The sequence below is a fragment of the Streptomyces fructofermentans genome (genome assembly GCF_014651055.1).
Taxonomy (GTDB): domain Bacteria; phylum Actinomycetota; class Actinomycetes; order Streptomycetales; family Streptomycetaceae; genus Streptomyces; species Streptomyces fructofermentans.
Genome location: NZ_BMWD01000008.1, coordinates 164,318 through 182,340, shown reverse-complemented (window position 1 = coordinate 182,340; position 18,023 = coordinate 164,318). Strand labels below are relative to the sequence as shown.

13 protein-coding genes and 1 pseudogene are annotated in these 18,023 nt (G+C 71.8%); 3 read left to right on the top strand and 11 right to left on the bottom strand.

From position 1 onward, the window contains the following. Positions 1 to 84: 84 nt before the first annotated feature. Complete coding sequence (locus IE265_RS14045; RefSeq protein ID WP_268255792.1) at positions 85 to 534, bottom strand: ACT domain-containing protein; 450 nt, start codon at positions 532 to 534, stop codon at positions 85 to 87. A 76-nt stretch (positions 535 to 610) separates the two neighbouring features. Further along, complete coding sequence (locus IE265_RS14040; RefSeq protein ID WP_190035850.1) at positions 611 to 1,411, bottom strand: ABATE domain-containing protein; 801 nt, start codon at positions 1,409 to 1,411, stop codon at positions 611 to 613. Positions 1,412 to 1,517: 106 nt separating this feature from the next. Between IE265_RS14040 and IE265_RS14035 the strand changes: the two genes are divergently transcribed. Next, entirely contained in the window at positions 1,518 to 2,171 is a 654-nt protein-coding gene (locus IE265_RS14035) for a pyridoxine/pyridoxamine 5'-phosphate oxidase (protein ID WP_373302948.1), read from the top strand. A 278-nt stretch (positions 2,172 to 2,449) separates the two neighbouring features. Here IE265_RS14035 and IE265_RS14030 read toward each other — a convergent pair whose 3' ends face one another. The 5 genes from IE265_RS14030 to IE265_RS14010 form a co-directional block, all read right to left on the bottom strand. Continuing rightward, positions 2,450 to 2,692 carry a DUF397 domain-containing protein gene (locus IE265_RS14030; protein ID WP_190035848.1) on the bottom strand — a complete coding sequence of 81 codons (243 nt, stop codon included), beginning with the start codon at positions 2,690 to 2,692 and terminating at the stop codon, positions 2,450 to 2,452. Between the two features lie 83 nt (positions 2,693 to 2,775). Then, the gene (locus IE265_RS14025) at positions 2,776 to 3,942 is read right to left on the bottom strand and encodes a thiolase family protein (RefSeq protein ID WP_190035847.1); all 1,167 of its coding nucleotides are present in this window, start codon (positions 3,940 to 3,942) and stop codon (positions 2,776 to 2,778) included. Further along, positions 3,939 to 5,003 carry a thiolase family protein gene (locus tag IE265_RS14020; RefSeq protein WP_190035846.1) on the bottom strand — a complete coding sequence of 355 codons (1,065 nt, stop codon included), beginning with the start codon at positions 5,001 to 5,003 and terminating at the stop codon, positions 3,939 to 3,941. The genes IE265_RS14025 and IE265_RS14020 overlap by 4 nt, the downstream gene beginning before the upstream one ends. Further along, entirely contained in the window at positions 5,004 to 5,945 is a 942-nt protein-coding gene (locus IE265_RS14015) for a Zn-ribbon domain-containing OB-fold protein (RefSeq protein WP_190035845.1), read from the bottom strand. Positions 5,946 to 6,050: 105 nt separating this feature from the next. Continuing rightward, a complete protein-coding gene (locus IE265_RS14010; RefSeq protein ID WP_190035844.1) occupies positions 6,051 to 6,851 on the bottom strand; it encodes a crotonase/enoyl-CoA hydratase family protein in 801 nt (266 codons plus the stop codon). Between the two features lie 188 nt (positions 6,852 to 7,039). Here IE265_RS14010 and IE265_RS14005 point away from each other — a divergent pair, with 188 nt between their 5' ends. Together IE265_RS14005 and IE265_RS14000 are read left to right on the top strand one after the other, a co-directional pair. After that, positions 7,040 to 8,659 carry an acyl-CoA synthetase gene (locus IE265_RS14005; protein WP_190035843.1) on the top strand — a complete coding sequence of 540 codons (1,620 nt, stop codon included), beginning with the start codon at positions 7,040 to 7,042 and terminating at the stop codon, positions 8,657 to 8,659. A 184-nt stretch (positions 8,660 to 8,843) separates the two neighbouring features. Then, positions 8,844 to 11,051 carry a sulfatase gene (locus IE265_RS14000; RefSeq protein ID WP_229916175.1) on the top strand — a complete coding sequence of 736 codons (2,208 nt, stop codon included), beginning with the start codon at positions 8,844 to 8,846 and terminating at the stop codon, positions 11,049 to 11,051. A 227-nt stretch (positions 11,052 to 11,278) separates the two neighbouring features. On the opposite strand, the gene IE265_RS13995 is transcribed toward IE265_RS14000, so the two are convergent. The 4 genes and pseudogenes from IE265_RS13995 to IE265_RS13980 all read right to left on the bottom strand — a co-directional run. Then, entirely contained in the window at positions 11,279 to 13,051 is a 1,773-nt protein-coding gene (locus IE265_RS13995) for an alkaline phosphatase family protein (RefSeq protein ID WP_308434787.1), read from the bottom strand. Between the two features lie 467 nt (positions 13,052 to 13,518). Further along, complete coding sequence (locus tag IE265_RS13990; protein ID WP_190035842.1) at positions 13,519 to 15,042, bottom strand: acyl-CoA synthetase; 1,524 nt, start codon at positions 15,040 to 15,042, stop codon at positions 13,519 to 13,521. A 107-nt stretch (positions 15,043 to 15,149) separates the two neighbouring features. Beyond that, entirely contained in the window at positions 15,150 to 16,700 is a 1,551-nt protein-coding gene (locus IE265_RS13985) for an acyl-CoA synthetase (RefSeq protein WP_190035841.1), read from the bottom strand. A 152-nt stretch (positions 16,701 to 16,852) separates the two neighbouring features. Further along, positions 16,853 to 17,950 (bottom strand): annotated as a pseudogene (locus IE265_RS13980) (NAD(P)H-dependent flavin oxidoreductase); the annotation flags it as partial. Positions 17,951 to 18,023 lie beyond the last annotated feature (73 nt).

Genomic DNA, 18,023 nt, shown 5'->3' with positions numbered 1-18,023 from the left:
ACCGGCGCGGGGAGTCGGTGCGCACCGTGACTTACTGGCAGCTCAGCGTACGCCTGGAGCGGGGCCCACGGGGCTGTCCGGCGATTACTGACCGGAGCGTTCGGCGAGTCGTTCCAACAGGGCCACGGCCTCACGGGCGCGCTCGTGCGGGACGAAGAGGTGGTCGTGGTGGAAGCCCGCGACGACGTTGCAGCTCAACCCCGCGTCCGCCAGGGTCCGGGCGACGGCCGCCGTGAGTCCGACGGCGTCCAGCGCCGAATGGATGCGCAGGGTGATCCACCCTGCGGTGTAGTCGTAGGGCAGATGTGCGGCGTCGGCCTCGGACTGTTCGAGCACGAGGGTGAGGCCCTCGTCCTCGACCACGGTGACGACGGGCGAGAGCCCCGGCGGTGCCGTGGAGCCGGGGACGGTCGTGAAGACGAAGCGGCCGGGGTGCAGGGCGGGTTCCATTCCGCTCAGCAGCCGGTCGAGGTCCCGCTCCGGACCCGCCGCGTCCACACGACTCACCCCGTCCGCCTCACGCACACTCCTCACTCCGTCCACCTCACCCGCACTCCTCACTCCGTCCACCTCACCCGCACCGCTCACCCCGTTCGCCTCCCGCGCGCTGTCAGCCCTGTTCACGCTGTCGGCCCTCCTCGTGCTGTTCGTGCTGGTCACCGGATTCACCCTCCGCTGCGACGCCGTGGATCTGAGTCTGTGTCGGCCTCCGGTGGCGCTCGTGGTGGCGGGCGACCCGGGCCCGGTTTCCGCACGAGGGCTTGCACCACTCCTGCCGGGGGTGGTCCTTGAGGAAGTAGCGGACGCAGCGCGGCGCGTGGCAGGCGCGCAGCAGCCGCAGTTCGGGGCTCGCCAGGAAGGCGACGGCCGCGCGGGCCAGGGTGGCGGCCGGCCGGGAGCCCTCGCCCACGGGGACCTGCCGTACGACGGGGTCGGCGTCGTCCGCCCATGTCAGTACGGGAACGGTGGGGGCGAGGGCCGCGTAGGCGTTGAGCCGTTCGACGGCGTCCCGCGCGGGCATCAGCCGGGCGGCGTCCGCCGGGCTCGGGGCGCCGGGCAGGACGGCCCGGGCGAACAGCGCGCGCAGGGCGGCACGGACCTCGCGCACGGCCGCCAGCTCGGCGTCCGAAGCGCCGTGCGCACCGCCATCACCGCCGGCGCCCGCCCGCGCGCCTCCACCGGCACCGGCACCGGCACCGGTTGCGACATCGAGCGCCCCTCCAGGGACCACCGGACCCGCAGCACTGGGCCCGCCGACCCCGCCGAAGGCGACTCCGAGGTGTTCGCGCGTCCAGGCGTCCAGCCCGGCGACGGTGGCGAGATCGTCGGCGACCCCGCCGCTGCCGTCGTGGCGGATGGTGAGGGCGAGGTCCAGGGCGAGCTGCGCGTCCTCGCCGATCGAGGTACTCATGGGCTAATGATACGGTCAATCTCATCCATTAGCTCATGGCGAGGGCGACGCTGCACGACCTGGCGCGAACCGGGCCGCCATGGGCGCGCGCCAGTCAGGAGTCACGGTGGAGGATCTGCGGCAACTTCTGCGCGAGCTGGACGTGTTCGAGGGGGAGCTGCCCGGTTTCGATCCGTCCGGGGCCCCGGAGACGCCGACCGAGCTGTTCACCGAATGGCTGCTGGCGGCCGTGCGTGCCGGTGTGCGCGAGCCGCACGCGATGACGCTCTCGACGGCGGGCGCCGACGGGAACCCGACCGCGCGGACCTTGATCCTCAAGGGGCTCGGCCCCGAGGGCTGGCAGTTCGCGTCGGACGGCGGCAGCGTGAAGGGCCGCGACCTCGCCGAGCGGCCCTACGCGGCCCTCACCTTCTACTGGTCCCGGCTCGCCCGGCAGGTCCGGGTGCGCGGCGAGGTGGTACCGGCCGACCCCGCCGAGAGCGCGGCGGACTTCCTGGCACGGGGTGCCGGGGCCCGCGCCGAGGCGCTCCTCGGCCGGCAGTCGCAGCCCCTGTCGGACCTCGGCGAGCGCGACACCGCCGTACGGGAGTCGCTGGCCCGCGTGGAGGCCCGGCCGGATCTGGTGGCGCCCGGCCGGACCCTGCACTCGGTGCGGCCGGAGTCGGTCGAGTTCTGGCAGGGCGACAAGGCTCGGCGGCACACCCGGCTCGCCTATCTGCGCTCCGGGGAGGGCTGGAAGCGGCAGTTGCTCTGGCCGTGATCACGCGCCCGCTCGGGCCGGTGTCCGGATGACGGTCGAGGGGTGACCCGCGAACGCCGCCCCGCACCCGCACCCACACCCGCACCGCAACTCGCAACTCGCAACTCGCACGAGCGACACCCGCTCCCGCTCGCTCCCGCCTGGGAACGCCGAACGCCCGGCAGATCAGGGCCGGTTCACCGTGAGTCCACAGCGCCGCACCAGGCATGACGTCCACGTACGACCGCCGAACCGCCTTGCGACCGCCCCGCGGCGGCGGCCGCACGGGATGCCGACGGTCACGTGAGGTCGAACTCCCCCTCCCGCGCCCCTGAAACGAACGCGCCCCATTCGGCGGGCGTGAAGATCAAGGAGGGGCTCTCCGGGCGGACGCTGTTGCGCATCGCGATGAAACCCTCGACAAAGGCGATCTGGACATCCCCCAGCCCTCGGCTGCTGGAGTGCCAGTCGGCCTTGCTGAGGTCAAGCTCCGGCTTGTCCCAGCCCGCGAGCGGGTGCTGCTGGATGGTGCTCTCGGCCACGTCCGTGCTCCTCCCGGTTCGTCGTCCGCGGCCAGCCTAGCGATCGGTCGGTGCCGCGCACAGGCCACGTAAGGGGGACAGCTTCAGGAGCTCGGTGGCGCGGCACCGACCAGCCACATCGAGAAGAACTGGGATCCGCCGCCATAGGCGTGGCCCAGTGCCCGGCGGGCTCCGTCGACCTGGTGCTCCCCCGCCTGGCCCCTTACTTGGAGGGCGGCTTCGGCGAACCGGATCATTCCGGAGGCCCCGATCGGGTTGGTCGAGAGCACACCGCCCGACATGTTCACCGGCAGGTCGCCGTCGAGTTCCGTGACGCCGGACTCGGTGAGTTTCCAGCCCTCGCCCTCGTCGGCGAAGCCGAGGTTCTCCAGCCACATGGGCTCGTACCAGGAGAACGGCACGTACATCTCGACCGCGTCGATCTCCCGGCGCGGGTCGGCGATGCCCGCCTGCCGGTACACGTCGGCCGCGCAGTCCTTGCCCGCCTGCGGGGAGACGAAGTCCTTGCCCGCGAACATGGTCGGCTCCGTGCGCATCGCGCCGCCGTGCATCCAGGCCGGCGGACGCGGTGAACGGGCCGCGCCCGCACGGTCGGTGAGGACCATCGCGCACGCGCCGTCCGAGGAGGGGCAGGTCTCGGAGTAGCGGATCGGGTCCCAGAGCATGGGTGAGGCCTGGACCTTCTCCAGCGTGATGTCGTGCTCGTGCAGATGCGCGTACGGGTTCTTGAGCGCGTTGCGGCGGTCCTTGTACGCGACGAGCGAGCCGACCGTGTCGGGGGCTCCGGTGCGCCGCATGTACGCGCGTACGTGCGGCGCGAAGAAGCCTCCCGCGCCTGCGAGCAGCGGCTGTTGGAAGGGGACCGGCAGCGACAGCCCCCACATGGCGTTGGACTCGGACTGCTTCTCGAAGGCGAGGGTGAGCACGGTGCCGTGGACGCGGCCCGCGATCAGGTTGGAGGCGACGAGGGCGGTGGAGCCGCCGACGGATCCCGCGGTGTGGACGCGGAGCATGGGTTTGCCCACCGCGCCGAGTGCGTCGGCGAGGTACAGCTCGGGCATCATGACGCCCTCGAAGAAGTCGGGCGCCTTGCCGATGACGACGGCGTCGATGTCCGCCCAGGTCAACTCGGCGTCGGCCAGGGCGCTTCGGGCCGCCTCGCGGACGAGTCCGGCGATGGACACGTCCCGGCGGGCGGCGACGTGCTTGGTCTGGCCTATCCCGACGACGGCCACGGGCTCCTTGCTCATCGCGGGTCTCCCTCCAGTACGGCGACCAGGTTCTGTTGCAGGCACGGGCCCGAGGTGGCGTGCGCGAGGGCGCGCCGGGATTCGCCGCGGTGGATCCGGGCGGCCGCCTCGCCGATCCGGACGAGTCCGGTGGCCATGACGGGGTTGGCGGCGAGCGCGCCCCCGGAGGGGTTCACGGAGACCTCGTCGCCGATGCGCAGGGCCTTGCGCAGTACGACCTCCTGGGAGGTGAAGGGGGCGTGCAACTCCGCCGTGTCAACGGGCCGTTCGAAGGCACCGGCGCGTTCCGCGGCGAGTCGTGCGGACGGCGAGTCGGTGAGGTCCCGCACTCCGAGGCCGTGCGCCTCGATGCGATGGTCGATGCCGCGGATCCAGGCGGGCCGTTCGCACAGTTCGCGGGCCCTCTCCCCGGCCGCGAGGATCACGGCGGCGGCCCCGTCGCCGATGGGCGGGCAGTCGCCGGTGCGCAGCGGCCGTACGAGGTAGTCGCCGCTCGGCACCGAACCCCGCAGTTGGGCGTGGGAGTTGTCGGCCGCCGAGGCCCGGCTGCGGCCGGCGACGGCGGCGAGCGCCGGTTCGTCGGTGTCACCCGCGTCGATGAGGGCCTGCGCCTGCAGGGCGGCGAGTGCCACGGAGTCGGGCCACAGGGGCGCCACGTAGTACGGGTCGAGCTGCCGGGTCAGCACGTCGCGCACCGAACCGGGCGAGGACTTGCCGTACGCGTAGACGAGCGCGGTGTCGGCCTCGCCGGTGAGGAGCTTCGTCCAGGCCTCGTACAGCGCCCACGCGCCGTCCATCTCGACGTGCGACTCGGAGATCGGCGGCCACGCGCCCACGCCGTCGAGCGCCATCGTGAAGGAGAAGGCGCGGCCCGCGAGATAGTCGCTGGAGCCCGAGCAGGTGAACCCGATGTCGCCGGTCCTCAGCCCGGTGCGGTCCAGCACCTCGTGCAGGACCGGCATGAGCATCTCCACCTCGGAGAACTCGTCGGTGGTGCGCCGGTGGTCGGTCTGCGCGAAGGCGACGACGGCGATGTCCCTCAGCGGCGTCGGTGCGGGCATCTACAACAGCTCCTTGTACGTCTCGTAGTCCGCGTCGGGTTCGCCGGTGGGCCGGTAGTGGTCGGGGTGGCCGCCGCCCGGGGACCACACCGGTTCGACGCGCAGCCCCATGCGCACCTGGTCGTAGGGGATGCCGCCGATCCGTCCGTGCAGGGCGAGGTCGGCGCCGTCGAGGGCGATGTGGGCGTAGACGTAGGGCACTTCGATGTCGAGGTTCTTCGCCTTGATGTTGACGATGCAGTACGTGGTGACCGTGCCGCGGGGGCCGACCTCGACCTGTTCCGTGGTGGCGACGCCGCAGGTGGGGCAGGCGCCCCTGGGCGGGACGTACACCTTGCGGCAGGACGGGCAGCGCTCGCCGACGGCGCGCCGCTCCGCGAGGGCGTGGAGGTAGCCGCTCTGCGCGCGGCCCGGCGAGTAGGTGTAGTCGAGGCGGGCGGGCGCGACGATGCCGGTCACGAGGTCCTCGAACCGCCCGTCGTGGGTGCCGGGTTCGGCCGGAGGGCCGTCGTACGGTTCGAAGCAGGCGATGTCGGTCACGGCGCCGGAGCGTTGTGCCGCCCAGCGGACACGGACCCGCATTCCGGTGCGTACGGCGTCGGGGCCGGGGGCGTCGAGGACGTGCAGGAGTGCGGTGTCGGCGCCGTCCAGTCGGACGAGCACCCAGGCGAAGGGGGTGTCCAGGGGCTGGCCCCGACGGGGTTCGTGGTTCCAGGCCCAGGTGGTGACCGTTCCGGTGGGGGCGACCTCCACGAGGTCGTGGAGGTCCTCGGAGGTGACGGGGTCGTACTCGACGGGCGGTACGAGTGTCCTGCCGTCGCCCGTGCGCACCCCGAGCACGACGCGTTCGCGCAGGCCGGTGAGGAACGCGCTCTGGACGGGGCCGAGCGAGCGGGTGAAGGGGAACTCGACGACCAGCGGGGCTTTGAGGACTTCGGGCACGGGGTCTCCTCACGGGAGGGGGGCCGCGCCCCGTGCGGAGCGCGGAGGACTGCGTGGCCGGCCGCGGGCGGTCTCCCTGCCGGGGACCCTCCTGGCCGGGGCGCGTCACTCGCGGCGGTACACCGGCGACCGCTTCTCGGCGAAGGCGCGGGAGCCCTCCTTGGCGTCGGCCGTGTCGAAGACGGGCCAGCCGCGCTTGAGTTCGGCAGCGAGCCCTTCGGTCTCGGCCATCTCGGCGGTCTCGTACACGGACGCCTTGACGGCCTCGACGGCCAGGGGTCCGCAGGCGTTGATCTGTCCGGCGATCGCGAGCGCCTTCTCCAGCGCCGTCCCGTCGGGGACGACATGGCCGATCAGCCCGATCCCGGCGGCCTCCCGTGCCGGGTAGGCGCGCCCGGTGAGAAGCATCTCCAGCGCGTGGGTGCGCGGGATCTGGCGCTGGAGGCGGACGGTCGAACCGCCGATCGGGAAGAGGCCGCGCCTGACCTCGAAGAGTCCGAAGGTGGCGGACTCGCCCGCCACCCGGATGTCGGTGCCCTGGAGGATCTCCGTACCGCCCGCCACGCAGTACCCCTCGACCGCGGCGATCACGGGCTTGCGCGGCCGGTGGTGGCGGAGCATGGCCTTCCAGTGCAGATCGGGGTCGGCCTTCAGCCGCTCCCGGTACTGCTCGCCGTCCATGCCCGCGCCCGCGAGGGCCTTGAGGTCCATGCCCGCGCAGAAGGTGCCACCCGCTCCGGTCAGCACGATCGAGCGGACGGTGTCGTCCTCGTCGGCCTCCAGCCAGCCGTCGTACAGACCGACCAGCATCGGCAGCGAGAGCGCGTTCTTGGCCTCGGGCCTGTTGAGCGTGAGCACCAGAGTGGCGCCTTCACGCCGCACGGTGAGGTGTTCCGTCCCACCCATAGCCGTCCTCCCGTCTCAGGAACGAGAACAGGTTGCAGGAGGCGCGGAAGCAGTACAAGGGTTTTCTGACAGACAGTCAGATTTCTTGTGCGCGGACCCTTCACAGTTGTGGCGGGCTTTGCTCTGATGACCGGCGAAGCGGTGACGCACGTCTTCTTCACCGAGGGGCGCCGGGGTCAGGAGGAGCGGTGGAGTACAACCTTGCCGACCTGTTCGAGTCGGTCGTCGACGTGGTCCCCGACCGGGAGGCGCTGGTCCATGTCGACCATCCGGGCACGGGCGCGGAGCGCCGGCTGACGTACGCGGAGCTGGACGAGGCCGCGAACCGCGTCGCACACCATCTGCTCGACAGCGGGCTGCGTCCCGGGGAGCATCTCGGACTCCACCTCTACAACGGCGTCGAGTACCTGCAGACCGTGCTCGGCTGCCTCAAGGCACGTGTCGTGCCGGTCAACGTCAACTACCGCTACGTGGAGGAGGAACTGGCCTACCTCTACCGCGACGCGGACCTCGCGGCCCTGGTCTTCGACGCGGAGTTCACCCCGCGTGTCGCGGCCGCGCTGCCCCGGGCCCCCCGGCTCCGGCACCTCGTGCGGGTGGGCACCCCGGCGGCGGACGCGCCCCCGCTGGCGGCGGTCGACTTCACCCGCGCGGAGGCCGGGGCGGCACCCGGGCGCGGCTTCCCGGCACGTTCGGGCGACGACCAGTTCATCATCTACACCGGCGGCACGACCGGCATGCCCAAGGGCGTGATGTGGCGCCAGGAGGACCTGTTCTTCGCCGGGCTGGGCGGCGGGGCGCCGACCGGCGAGCCGGTGAAGACCCCGGAGGAGGTCGCCGAGCGGGTCGCGGCCGGCGGCGACGGCATCACCTTCTTCCCCACACCGCCGCTGATGCACGGCACTTCGACACTGACGGCCTTCATCGCCTTCAACTTCGGGCAGCGCATCGTGATCCACAGCAAGTTCGTGCCCGAGGAGGTGCTGCGGACCATCGAGAAGGAGAGGGTGACCAGCGTCTCGCTCGTCGGCGACGCGATGCTGCGCCCGCTGATCGACGCGCTGAGCGGACCCCTCAAGGACACCGACTGCTCGGCCCTGTTCAGCGTGTCCTCGTCCGGCGCCATCATGTCGGAGACGGTCCGCGCCCAGTTCCAGGCGCTCGTGCCGAACGTGATGCTGCTCAACAACTTCGGCTCCTCGGAGTCCGGCTTCAACGGCACGGCGACGGACGACTCCGGTCCCGCCCGCGGCTTCCGCATCCGCGTCAACTCCCGTACGCAGGTGGTCGACCCGGTCAGCCACGAGCCCGTACCGGCCGGCGAGGTCGGGCGGGTGGCACAGCGCGGCCACGTCCCGCTCGGCTACTACAACGACCCGCGCAAGACCGCGGAGACCTTCTTCGAGAAGGACGGCGAGCGGTGGGTCCTGCTGGGCGACATGGCGACCGTCGACGCGGACGGCGTGGTCACCGTGCTGGGGCGCGGCTCGCAGTGCATCAACACCGGTGGCGAGAAGGTGTACCCGGAGGAGGTCGAGCAGGCCCTCAAGTCCCATCCGGACGTCTACGACGCACTCGTCGCCGGAGTGCCCGACGCGCAGTGGGGCAACCACGTGGCCGCCGTCGTGCAGGTGCGCGAGGGCGCGGAGCAGCCGTCCCTCGACGACCTCCAGGCCCACTGCCGCACCCAGCTCGCGGGCTACAAGATCCCGCGCCAACTGGTGATCGCCGAGTCCATCCAGCGCTCGCCGAGCGGCAAGGCGGACTACCGGTGGGCCCGCTCGGTCGCGGTGGAGGCGTTCCGGTAGGACACCGCCCGCTCCGGCCCCACGTGCATCTTGCACGTTTCCGGGGCGGGTCCCGTGCACGGATCGCACCCTGTGTTGAACGGCCGGCGAAGACAGGCCGTACGGTTGGTGGCGGCTCTGACCTCCCCAGTCGGTTCGCCGTGGCATCACAGGGCTTTGCACGTCGCACGGAAGGACCTCAGGCGTGTCGCACTCCACGCGCTCCAGTCAACTGCCGGACACACCGAGGCGTACGGACCCGGACACGGATTCCGTGTCCGCGGCGGATCCGGACAGAGTCACGGGCGCGGCCCCGGAGTCAGGACCGGAACCCGGCACGAACGCGGACACCGGCACGGAAACAGAACCGGGAGCAAAGCCGGCGACAGGACCGGAATCAGAACCGGAACCGGACACCGAGGCGGACACCTCCTCCGAGGCCGGTACGGATCCCGATCCGGGCAGCGCCGACGGTCCCGAGCAGGAGGCCGCCGGGCCGGCAGCAACCCCGGAACCCGCGCAGGCATCCTCCGCCGACTCCGACTCCGACCCCGACCTCGACTCCGACCCCGACTCCGACTCCGGCTCGCTCACGGAGGCCTCAGCACAGGACGAGCCGAAGCCGGAACCCGGCGGGAAGGTGCCGTCGGCCCAAGCGGCACCGGACGACGTTCCCGGACCCGGCACCCCCGAGGACGGCACCGCCGCCGCCCGGCGCTCCGGGGGGCGCGTCCGCACGGCCTGGCGGACGTGGCGCGGTGCGCACCCGCAGGCGTCACGGGCGCTCACGGTCACGACCTCGGTCCTGGCCGGCGTACTCGTCCTGTTCGCCCTCCTGGTGCCGAACCAGCTCGACCGGCTCACCGTGGGCGCGTTCTTCCGCATCCCCGCGGAGGGAATCCTGATCACGGGGCTGCTGCTCGTGATGCCGCCGAGGCCGCGCCGGATCACGGCGGCCGTCACCGGCGTGGTGCTCGGCCTGCTGACCGTGCTCAAACTCATCGACATGGGCTTCTACTCGGTCCTGGACCGGCCCTTCGACCTGATCCTCGACTGGATCCTGTTCTCGTACGCCGTCGAGTTCCTGCGGGAGTCCGTCGGTCCGACGGGCACGATCCTCGCCGTCGTCGCGGTCGTCGTCCTCGTCGTCGCGCTGCTGGTCCTGATGACGCTCGCGGTCGCCCGGCTGACCCGCCTCCTGGTCAGCCACCGGCACGTGGCGACCCGCACCACCCTGATCCTCGGCACCGCGTGGATCACCTGCGTCACGCTCGGCGTGCAGTTCGCGGACGTGCCGGTCGCCTCCAGCATGAACGCCAAGCTGGTCCAGAACCGCGTCGACCAGGTCCAGGCGGGAATCAAGGACGGCCGGGTGTTCGCCCGGCAGACCGCCACCGACACCTTCGCCGACACACCTCCCGACCAGCTCCTCACCGGACTGCGCGGCAAGGACGTGCTGTTCACGTTCATCGAGAGCTACGGCCGCAGCGCCATCGAGGACCCGGCGATGGCGAAGGAGGTCGGCACCGTGCTCGACAACGGGTCCGCCTCGCTGGAGAAGGCGGGCTTCAGCTCGCGCAGCGGCTGGCTCAGGTCGCCCATCGCCGGGGCCGGAAGCTGGCTCGCCCACTCCACGTTCATGTCCGGCCTCTGGGTCAAGAACCAGCAGCGCTACCGGACCCTCACCGCGAGCGACCGCATGACGCTCACCAGCGCCTTCGGGCGGACCAAGGCGTGGCGCACGGTGGGTATCGTGCCGGGCGTCCGCCGGGCCTGGCCGGAGGGCAAGTTCTTCGGCCTCGACCACATCTACGACTCGGAGCATCTCGGCTACAACGGCCCGTACTTCAGCTGGACGCCGGTGCCCGACCAGTTCAGCCTGGAGGCCTTCGAGCGCCTGGAGCACGGCAAGAAGGACCGTGATCCGATCATGGCGGAGATCATCCTCGCCTCCAGCCACAACCCGTGGGCCCCGGTGGCGCGGATGACCGACTGGGACGACCTCGGCGACGGTTCGGTCTTCCACGAGATCAAGAAGGAGGGCAAGGACCCGAAGGAGGTCTGGAAGAACCCGGAGAGCGTACGGACCGAGTACCGGCACGCCATCGAGTACTCGCTGACCAGCCTCGTCCAGTACGTCGAGCGGTACGGCGACGAGGACACCGTGCTCGTCTTCCTGGGCGACCACCAGCCCAACCCGACCGTGACGGGCAGCAACGCCAGCCGGGACGTGCCGGTGACGATCGTCGCCCACGACAAGAAGGTGCTGGACAAGGTGTCCGACTGGGGCTGGACCGACGGGCTGAAGCCCGCCGAGGACGCGCCCCGGTGGCGCATGGACAAGTTCCGCGACCGGTTCATGACGGCCTACGGCCCGAACCCCGGTTCCGCGGCCGGCACTTCGGCCCCCTGACCTTCCGGTCGCCGTTGCCCGTACCACTGGGCGGCGGCCCCGGAACACGGACCGGTCCCCGGTCGCGAGCCCCGCAGGAGCGGGGTCGGCGACCGGGGACCGGTCCGTTTCGGTTCGGTTCGGCGCCGCTCCGGGAACGCTGCGGGGCGGTGCGGCGGGCGCGGAGGGGTCGTACTGGCGGAGAGGCCTTGGACTTCCGCCCGCGACCTGTGGGCGCCGCCCTGGGGTCAGGGCCTGGGCGTCGACCCGTACGCGGTGAGGAAGCGGTCGCGGAACTTGTCCATCCGCCACACGGGCGCGTCCCCCGCGGGCTTCAGCCCGTCGGTCCAGCCCCAGTCGTCGATCCTGTCCAGGACGGAGGGGTCGTGGGCCACGATCGACACCGGGACGTCCCTGCTCGCGTGGTTCCCGCTCACCTTCGCCATGGGCTGGTGGTCGCCGAGGAAGACGAGCACGGTGTCCTTGTCGCCGTACTTCACGACGTAGTCGATGAGGCTGGTCACCGAGTACTGGATGGACTTGCCGTACTCCTCCTTGGCGCGGCCGGAGTCGTAGAAGACGTCGGCGGGCTTCCTGCCCGCCTTCTGGATCTCGTCGTAGACCGAGCCGTCGCCGACCTGGTCCCACGGAATCGTCCTCGGGATCGGGGCCCAGGGCTGGTGGCTCGACGTGAGGATGATCTCCGACATCAGCGGCTTGCTCTGCTTCCTGCCGTGCTCCAACCGCTCGAAGGCGGTCAGCGTGTACTGGTCGGGCATCGTGGACCAGCTGAACTTGGGCCCCTGATAACCGAGTTCACGGGAGTCGTAGACGGTGTCGAGGCCGTAGAACTTGCCCTCGGGCCAGTTCTTCTGAACGCCCGGCATGATCCCCACGGTCCGCCAGGCCCCAGTGCGCTGGAAGGCTCCGGTGAGCGTGAGGTGCTCACCGGCGGTCACCGTGCGGTAGCGCGCCTGGTTGTTGATCCACAGCCCCGACAGGAAGGTGGAGTGACCGAGCCAGCTGCTTCCGCCGTACGTCGCCGACGTGAGCCAGCCGCTCCGGGCGGAGAAGCCGGCAGCGCGCAGCTCTTCGGTCTTGTCCCCGAGGGTCGCGTCGACGCCGGACGCCATGGGCTCGTCCTCGATCGCGCTGCGCCCGTAGCTCTCGATGAAGCCGATGATGACGTCCTTGCCCCGCAGCCCGGTGAGCAGCTCGCTGCCGGGCGTACGGGCGAAGTCGTCCTCCCTGGCCTCCTTGGCGAACGCGGCCTCGTCCTTGAGGGTCGACTGCACGCGTTCCACCCGGTCGTTGACGGCGCCGGCGGTGTTGCGGGCGGCGAACTGCACGCCCAGGAACTGCACGCCCAGCGCCGAGCAGGCGACCCAGACGGTGCCGGCGACCAGGGTGGCACGGGTCGCTCGCCCGGTGTTCCGTACCAGCAGACGGGTCAGCCGCAGGACCGACAGGACCGTGAGCGTGAGCACGGCCGCGATGAGCACGAGGACCAGGACGACGACGCCGATCGCGCCCGCCCGGCCCATCGAGTCCTCCAGGTACGCGCGGGCGTCGTCGAAGAGGATCCAGTCGAGGACGAGGTTGAAGCCCCGGCCCAGGAATTCGTTGAAGCCGAGGTCCAGGAGGTTCAGCACGGTCAGCAGGCCGAGCCCGAGGCCGCCGAGCACGGCCGCCGCGGTCCGCAGGCGCCGCGGCAGGACGATCAGGAGGGCGGAGGCGATGATCGCCTCCACGGGTATGCGGGTGAAGTAGCCCAACGCGAAGCGGTCGGGTTCGTTCGGCATGAGCAGTGCGAAGAACACGAAGGCGGCGGCGAGGCCGGTTGCCGTGCGCGTCAGCGTCCGGGCCGCGCGGGGATGCCGGGCCCGCCACCCGCGAGCCCCCTCGTCCCCGCGCGGCCCCTCGTCCCCGTCAGCCTCTTCGGCCCCGACGGCCCCGGCGGTCGGCACGGGCTCACCCGCCGGATCCGCCGCTTCCACCTCGTCGGCCCCGTCCGTCACCACGGGCCCGTCCTGCGCGGCCGTTATCGCACCCGGCTCGTCCCCCGCACCCGGGCCATCCTCCGAGCCCGGCTCGTCCCCCGCACCCGGGCCATCCTCCGAGCCCGGCTCGTCCCCCGCACCCGGGCCGCCGGCCGTACCCGGCTCAGCACCGTCGGGCAGAGCCGCGGTCCGCGACGCGGAAGGTGGCGCGGAAGGTGCCGCCGACGACCTCCGCGGCGGCGGCACGGCGGTGCCCGTGGGAGGCCGGCCCTCCGGTGTCGCGGGGTCCTCGGGTGTTGTCCGGTCGGTGTCCGGCGACTGGGGAGAGTTCGTGGTGCGCGACAACCCGAAGGTCCTTCCGTGCGAATCCCGGTGACGACTCGGCGGACCCGCTCACCTGCGAGGAGCCGCCCCTACTGGTACGGCCCGCCGGCGGATTCAGTTCAACCACCAAGGACTCGCCCGACGGGTCCCGGCCCGTCCCCGCGTCACGCCCCTGACGCGCCTTCGGAGGACTCCTCCCCGAGCCGGTCCCGCAGCTCGCGCTTGAGGATCTTCCCGCTCGCGTTGCGGGGCAGTTCGTCGACGAACAGCACCCGCTTGGGCGCCTTGAAATGGGCGAGTTTCTCCCGCGCGTGGGCGAGGAGTTCGGCCTCGGTGACCTCCCCGCGGCGGACGACCACCGCGGTCACCGCCTCGATCCAGCGCTCGTCGGGCAGCCCCACGACCGCCGCCTCCGCCACCTCGGGATGCGTGTACAGGGCGTCCTCGACCTGCCGGGAGGCCACCAGTACGCCCCCGGAGTTGATGACGTCCTTCACCCGGTCCACGACGGTGAAGTAGCCGTGGGCGTCCCTCACCACGAGGTCGCCGGAACGGAACCAGCCGTCCCGGAAGGCCGCGGCCGTCTCCTCGGGCTTGTCCCAGTACCCCTCGCACAACTGCGGCGAGCGGTAGACGACCTCGCCGGAGGTGCCGTCCGGCACGTCCTCGCCGTTCTCGTCCACCACCCGCGCGTCCACGAACAGCACCGGCCGGCCGCAGGAGTCCAGCCGCCCCTTGTGCTCGTGCGGCCCGAGGACCATGGCCAGCGGCCCGATCTCGCTCTGGCCGAAGCAGTTGTAGAAGGCGAGCTTCGGGAGCCGGGCGCGCAGGCGCTCGAGGACGGGCACCGGCATGATCGACGCCCCGTAGTACGCCTTGCGCAGGCCGCCGAGGTCGCGGCTCTCGAAGTCGGGGCGGTTCGCGAGGCCGATCCACACCGTGGGCGGTGCGAAGAGGCTGTCGGCGCGGCCCGCCTCGACCAGGTCGAAGAGCTGCCCGGCGTCGGGTGAGTCGAGGATGGTGTTCGAGGCGCCGACCGCGAGGTAGGGCAGCAGGAACACGTGCATCTGCGCCGAGTGGTAGAGCGGCAGCGCGTGCACCGGCAGGTCTCCGGCGCTCAGGTCGAGGGCCGTGATGGCGCTGAGGTACTCGTGCACCAGCGCGCGGTGCGTCATCATCGCGCCCTTGGGCAGGGCCGTCGTCCCCGAGGTGTAGAGGAGTTGCACGAGGTCCTCGGTGCGCGGCTCCGGTCCGTCGTACGGGGGTGTCGACGCCAGCCGTGCGAGCAGGGAGTCGTCCGCGTCGCGCAACGGCAGCACGCGTACGCCGTCGGGGAGCCGGCCGGCGAGCTCCGGATCGGCCAGGACCAGTGAGCTGCCGGACTGGCGCACGAGGTACGCGAGGTCCTCACCGGTCAGGTTCTGGTTGACCGGTACGTGCACGAGTCCGGCCCGGGCGCAGGCCAGGAAGCCGATGAGGTACGCGTCCGAGTTGTGGCCGTAGGCGCCGACGCGGTCCCCTGGCGCCAGGTCCGAGGAGCGCAGGAGCTGTGCCGCCCGGGAGACGGCCTCGTCGAGTTCGGCGTACGTCCAGGAGCGGTCGCGGTAGGTGACCGCGACCCGTGCGGGGGTTCGCCGGGCGCTGCGCCGCAGCACACCGTCGACCGTGCTGCCGTGTCCGGGGGTCATGGCACATGATCCTCGTTCCGTCGCGCGAGCGAGGTCAAGTCCACGGCCGCCGCTCCTCCGGTGCGGTACGCCGGGCCGGGGGTGCGGGTGCCTGGCCCGCGGGTGTCTCACACGGCGCGGGTACGGCCCTCCCAGTACGGGTCGCGCAGCCGGCGCTTGTACAGCTTCCCGTTCGGGTCGCGCGGCATGGCCGCGATGAAGTCGACGCTCCGGGGCCTCTTGTAGCCGGCCAGTGCGCGTTCGCAGTGGCCGAGGATCTCGGCGGCCAGCGCCTCGCCCGGGGTGAAGCCGGGGGCGGGTTCGACGACGGCCTTGACCTCCTCGCCCCAGTCGTCGTGCGGGATGCCGAAGGCCGCCGCGTCGGCGACGGCGGGATGGGTGAGCAGCGCGGCCTCGATCTCGGCCGGGTAGATGTTGACGCCGCCGGAGATGATCATGTCGATCTTCCGGTCGCGGAGGAAGAGGAAGCCGTCCTCGTCGAGGTAGCCCAGGTCGCCGACAGTGAAGAAGTCGCCGATCCGGTTCCTGCGCGTCTTGGTCTCGTCCTTGTGGTAGGAGAATCCACCGGTGTTCATCTTCATGTAGACCGTGCCGAGTTCACCGGGCGGCAGCGGGTTCCCGTCGTCGTCGAAGACGGCCAGTTCGCTGATGGGCCAGGCGGTTCCGACCGTGCCCGGCTTCTTCAGCCAGTCCTCGGCGGTCGCGAACGCCCCGCCGCCCTCGCTCGCCGCGTAGTACTCCTCGACGCTGTGGCCCCACCACCCGATCATGGCCCGCTTGACGTGGTCCGGGCAGGGGGCGGCGCCGTGGATGGCGTGCCGCATGGACGACACGTCGTACGCCGCCCGAGTCGCCTCCGGCAGGGCGAGGAGCCGGTGGAACTGGGTCGGCACCATGTGGGTGTGGGTGCACCGGTGGGTGTCGATCAGCCGGAGCATCTCCTCGGGGTCCCAGCGGTCCATCAGCACGAGCCGGTGGCCGATGTGCAGGGATGCGCCCGCGAATTGGAGCACCGCTGTGTGGTAGAGCGGGGAGCACACCAGGTGGACGTTGTCGTCGAACGGCCTGATGCCGAAGATGCCGAGGAAGCCGCCGAGGTACGTCTCCTCGGGGAGCTTGCCCGGCAGCGGGCGCCGGATGCCGCGGGGGCGGCCGGTGGTGCCCGAGGTGTAGTTCATGACCCAGCCGAGTGTGCGGTCCGCCGGTACCGACTCCGGCTGCCCTGCGAGCAGTTCGGCGTGCGGCCGGAAGCCGGGGACGGCTCCGACCGCGTACCGGGCGCGCTCGGGGAGTTTCGCCTCGTCGGCCGCGTGGCGGGCCGCGTCGGCGAACCTCTCGTGCGCGACGAGCACCTTGGCGCCGGAGTCGGCGACGATCCAGGCGATCTCGGGTCCGACGAGGTGGTGGTTGACGGGCACGAGGTAGAGGCCGGCCTGCGAGGCGGCGAGGTACGCGGTGAGGAACTCGACTCCGTTGGGCAGGACCACGGCGAAGGCGTCACCGCGTTCCAGACCGGCCGCGCGCAGCCCGTGGACCAGTCTGTTCGTCTCCGCGTGCAGTCGTCCGGCGGTCCATTCCTCGCCGTCGGCGGCGACGAGCACGGTGCGCCCGGGCTCGGCGTCGGCCTGTGCCCAGAAGCCGTTGGGGGGCTGGTTCACTCCTGGCTCCTTCCACCGGTGGCGGCCTGTCCGCCACTTCGGCCTTCGTCGCCGCCGCGGCCTTCGCCGTCGCCGAGCCGTTCCTCGCCGCTCCCGGCCTCCGCGCCGCCTCGGCCGTCGTCGTCGCGCGCGGCGTCGCCGGCCGTTTCGAGCCGTCCGGCGACGCGGTTGAGCCGGTCGACGGCCCGCTCGAACCCGCGGGTGAGGTCGTCGACGACCTCCTGGACGCTGCGCTCGCTGTTCATCCGGCCCACGATCTGCCCCACGGGTGTCCCCAGCAGCGGGTCCACCTCGTACTTCTGGATGCGTGAGACCGCGTCGGCGACCAGCAGGCCCTGGAGCGGCATGGGCAGGGTGCCGGGCCCGTCCGGGCCGTCCCAGGCGTCGGTCCACTCGGTACGGAGCTGGCGCGCGGGTTTGCCGGTGAGCGCGCGCGAGCGGACCGTGTCGCCCGATCCGGCGGCCAGCAGTTTCCGGGTCAGGGCCCGCGAGTGCATGTCGGCCTCGGTGGTGGTGAGCCAGAGTGAGCCGAGCCAGACGCCCTGGGCACCGAGGGCCAGCGCGGCGGCCATCTGCCGGCCGCTGCCGATGCCGCCCGCGGCGAGTACGGGCAACGGGCCTACGGCGTCGACGACTTCGGGGGTGAGCACCATCGAGGCGATCTCGCCCGTGTGCCCGCCCGCCTCGTACCCCTGGGCGACGACGACGTCGATGCCCGCCTGCGCGTGCTTGCGCGCGTGCCGTGCGCTGCCCGCGAGCGCGGCGACGAGCACGCCCCGGTCGTGGGCGCGTTCGACGACGTCGGCGGGCGGTGAGCCCAGGGCGTTGGCGAGGAGTCGGATCGGGTACTCGAAGGCGACGTCGAGCTGGGTGCGGGCCACCTCCTCCATCCAGCCGGTGATGCGCCAGCCGGAGGCCTCGCCCGCTTCCAGCCCGGGCACCCCGTACTTGGCCAGGGTCTCCTCCACGAACCGGCGGTGCCCCTCGGGGATCATCGCCTCGACGTCCGCCTCCGTGACACCCTCGACCTTCCTCGCGGGCATCACGACGTCGAGCCCGTACGGCCGGCCGTCGACGTTGGCCTCGATCCAGTCGAGGTCGCGTTTGAGGTCGTCGGGAGCGGTGTAGCGGACCGCGCCGAGCACGCCGAATCCGCCGGCGCGGCTGATCGCGGCGGCGACGGCGGGGAACGGCGTGAAGCCGAAGAGAGCGTGCTCGATTCCCAGTTTCCTGCTCAGCTCCGTCTGCATGGGCGCAGGATGCCGCAGTCCTCCGGACGAGGGAAGAGCTTTCCTGATGGTCCGTCAGTTTTATTGGGTCGGG

Excerpts from the sequence above, each read along its gene's own strand:
- IE265_RS14040 (WP_190035850.1), bottom strand. The coding sequence starts at position 1,411 with ATGAGTACCTCGATCGGCGAGGACGCGCAGCTCGCCCTGGACCTCGCC.
- IE265_RS14025 (WP_190035847.1), bottom strand. The coding sequence starts at position 3,942 with ATGAGCAAGGAGCCCGTGGCCGTCGTCGGGATAGGCCAGACCAAGCAC.
- IE265_RS14020 (WP_190035846.1), bottom strand. The coding sequence starts at position 5,003 with ATGCCCGCACCGACGCCGCTGAGGGACATCGCCGTCGTCGCCTTCGCG.
- IE265_RS14010 (WP_190035844.1), bottom strand. The coding sequence starts at position 6,851 with ATGGGTGGGACGGAACACCTCACCGTGCGGCGTGAAGGCGCCACTCTG.
- IE265_RS13990 (WP_190035842.1), bottom strand. The coding sequence starts at position 15,042 with ATGACCCCCGGACACGGCAGCACGGTCGACGGTGTGCTGCGGCGCAGC.